General features: G+C 34.8%; 3 protein-coding genes and 1 pseudogene. 3 read left to right on the top strand and 1 reads right to left on the bottom strand.

Going from position 1 to position 3,398, the window contains the following annotated elements; all coding sequences use genetic code 11:
- From AC1DTM_RS20755 to AC1DTM_RS20745, 3 genes are all read left to right on the top strand, one after another.
- A partial coding sequence (locus AC1DTM_RS20755; protein WP_477000768.1) for a peptidoglycan D,D-transpeptidase FtsI family protein occupies positions 1-1,890 on the top strand: 1,890 nt, incomplete at its 5' end.
- A 92-nt stretch (positions 1,891-1,982) separates the two neighbouring features.
- On the top strand, positions 1,983-2,504 hold the full coding sequence (gene lepB, locus AC1DTM_RS20750) for a signal peptidase I (protein WP_016105310.1): 522 nt from the start codon (positions 1,983-1,985) through the stop codon (positions 2,502-2,504).
- Positions 2,505-2,635: 131 nt separating this feature from the next.
- Positions 2,636-3,160 carry an NUDIX hydrolase gene (locus AC1DTM_RS20745; RefSeq protein ID WP_016095735.1) on the top strand — a complete coding sequence of 175 codons (525 nt, stop codon included), beginning with the start codon at positions 2,636-2,638 and terminating at the stop codon, positions 3,158-3,160.
- An 82-nt stretch (positions 3,161-3,242) separates the two neighbouring features.
- Here the strand turns inward: AC1DTM_RS20745 and AC1DTM_RS20740 are convergent.
- Positions 3,243-3,398: pseudogene (locus tag AC1DTM_RS20740) on the bottom strand (SAM-dependent methyltransferase); the annotation flags it as partial.

Below are 3,398 nucleotides of genomic sequence, written 5' to 3'. Positions count from 1 at the left end.
ACATATACGAAGATGAAAGGAGTGGACTCAAAAGAGGTTTTAATAGTGGCAAGAAATTTAGCAAAGCTCATTGAAATGCCGCAAGAAGATATGGATAAGTTAACAGAGACAGATAAAAAAGACTTTTGGATGCAGTTAAATGAAAAACGCGCAGCAACAAAAGTAACGAAAGAAGATGAGAGTAAATTTAGGAAGCAGGAAATAGAAGGGAAAGACTTAGATAAGAAAGTAGAAGAGTTGAGACGAGAAAGAATTACACAAGAAGAATTAAACGAGCTTTCGAAAGAGGATATAGAAGTACTAGCAATTAAAAGCAAAATGAATGCGGGATATAAAATGACGCCACAAATCGTCAAAAAAGATGTAAGTCAAAATGAATATGCAGTAGTGAGTGAAAGATTATCAATCTTGCCAGGCGTAGATACGACTGTGGATTGGGAGCGAGAATATCCAAATGATAAAATACTACGTTCTGTACTTGGTAGTGTTTCTACTGAGAATGAGGGATTACCAAGGGAGCAATTAGACTATTATTTAGTACGAGATTATAACAGAAATGATCGTATTGGTAAGAGTTACATCGAAAAACAATACGAAGATATGTTACATGGAACGAAAGAACAGTCTAAAAATATTACTGATAAAGCTGGAAATATTATTCGAACTGAAAAAGTGACAAAAGGAAAAAGTGGAAATAATTTAATGTTAACAGTTGATATGGATTTACAGAAGAAAGTGGAGGAAAGTCTTGAAAGGAATTTAAGGGCATTTCATTCTTCTGAACCGATGATGGATCGTGCATTCGTCGTTATGATGAATCCGAAAAATGGTCAAATTCTATCATTAGCAGGAAAAAAAATTGTAAATAAAGACGGCGGGATGCAAATAGAAGACTACGCTTTAGGAACGATGATAAGCTCTTATGAGTTAGGATCGACGGTGAAAGGAGCTACGGTATTAGCGGGATATCAAACAGGAGCGATTAAGCCATATACGCATTTCTTTGATGCACCAATGTACTTTAAAGGAAGTTTGAAGCCGAAGAAATCGTGGAAAGACTTTGGAGATATTGATGATTTAAGAGCATTGCAAGTTTCATCCAATGTCTACATGTTTAATACGGCGTTAAAGATTGCGGGGATTGATTATGTACCAAACAATCCGCTAGATATTAAACAAGAAGCGTTTAATAAAATGCGCTATTACTTTAGACAATTTGGTTTAGGTGTGCCAACTGGTATTGACCTGCCAAATGAATCGATTGGTCAAATGGGTAGAACTGATAATATACCTGGTTTTTTACTTGATTATGCGATTGGACAATATGACACATATACGCCGCTGCAGCTTGCTCAATATATGTCAACGATTGCAAATGGTGGTTACCGAATGAAACCACAAATTGTACAAGAAATTAGAGAGCAACCAAATAGACCAGAGGAAGTCGGAAAAGTTATTCACTCGATGGAACCAGTCGTGTTAAACCGAGTGGATATGGATCTGTCATATATAAATCATGTGAAAGAAGGATTTAGAAGAGTTTTCCAGGAGACTGATGGGACAGGTACTGGAACTTTTAAAGGATTACCTTATAAACCGGCTGGAAAAACAGGAACAGCAGAAACAGTGTACGGTGGAGAAAGTGGTATTGGAAGAGATGAAAACAACTATCGGAAAAAATGTTATAATTTAACTCTCGCCGGGTATGCGCCATATGMTGCTGATCCGGAAGTCGCTTTTTCTGTTGTTGTACCATGGGTGAATAATGATAAATCAGGTATTAATTCTGCAATTGGTAAAGAAATTTTGGATGCATATTTTGATTTGAAAACGCAGAGATCGGGTGTAAGTCCAGTCCCAGTAGCACAACAGCCGAATAAGGCACAGTAAAAAATTCAAATTGTAGTATATCACTGCGCAAATGAACAGGTGCAGTGATATATTTTTGAGTTGAAAAGTGTTTTGATAAGGTGGGAATGGATATGAAAGAGGAGATTAAGAGAGGTTGGGGAAAGTACATACTATTTATATTTGTCCTAGTAGTAACGTACCAGTCTTTCACTTTATGTAAAGTGGAAGGAAAATCAATGCAGCCAACTTTACAGGAAGAAGACTACGTATTTGTAAATAAAGCCGCTGTACATTTTTCTAGCTTACAGCACGGAGAAATCGTCATTATTAAGGAAGAGGATGAGTCGAAATATTATGTAAAACGCGTAATAGGACTTCCTGGTGACGTAATTAACATAACGAATGGAACAGTATACGTAAATGACAAAAAGCAAGATGAACCTTATATAAATAAAGATTTATATAATAATACACAAGTGTTTTACAACTTTCAAAAGACAAAGATTCCGCCAAATAAGTTATTTGTAATGGGAGACAATCGTGAACATAGTAAGGATAGTCGAAATGGTTTAGGTTATATTGAAGAAGATAACGTTATTGGCAAGGTGGAATTTATATATTATCCTTTTTCGAAAATGAAAATACTAGACTAGTTTAGTATTTTTATTTTATTTTCATCAAAAAACAATCAATGAATTAGAAGTAACTTTTAATCCGCAGGTGCTCCTATAAAGAGGATGATATTTTCAAGTTAACGGTTAGGAAATAGAAAGGATATGACGATATGTATAAGTACACAATATGCTTCATTAGAAAAGGGGATAACATACTCCTTTTAAATAGAAACAAAAAGCCAACAATGGGAATGTGGAATGGCGTTGGAGGGAAAATCGAGGATAATGAAACGCCATATGAAGGAATAATTAGAGAAACGTTTGAGGAAACGGGTATAGAGCTTCATAGTGCAACGTATAAAGGGAATGTTATTTTTAAAGTTAAAGACGAGCCTCAGGATAGAGAGGGAATGTATGTATTCCTTGCTGATTTACGTGATGAAGTACATATTGATACGCCAGTAAGCACTGATGAAGGTATATTAGAATGGAAGTCAATTGATTGGATATTAGATGGTGATAATAGAGGTGTAGTTAGCAATTTGCAAAGATATTTACCGATATTATTAAAAGAGGACAACAATTTAGATCATATATTTACGTATGATAATCGGAATATTATTGAGTACACAACTGCTGTTTTGGCAGAAGATGATACGAAAAAACGATATGAAAAACATCTCATTTCTCAATAGGATAAGATGCGTTAAAATACTAAGAAAAAGCCAAATTCCAATAAAGAATTTGGCTTTTTTGCAAGGAATGCTAATTCAAGTTTTACTCTACATAATTCGCTTTTATAATAAAACGATGTTGCTTCACATCAAAATATCCTTTTTGCAAGATGATTTCATGTATGCGATACAATTCCTCATTATAGCTTTCTACTGTAAAATCAGGAATTTGCCACGGAATTGCTTGTAAGTAATAGAC

Source organism: Bacillus sp. P4_D3, assembly GCF_056401855.1.
The sequence above is the reverse complement of the archived record's forward strand: the minus strand, read 5'-3'. Positions and strand labels throughout refer to the sequence as shown.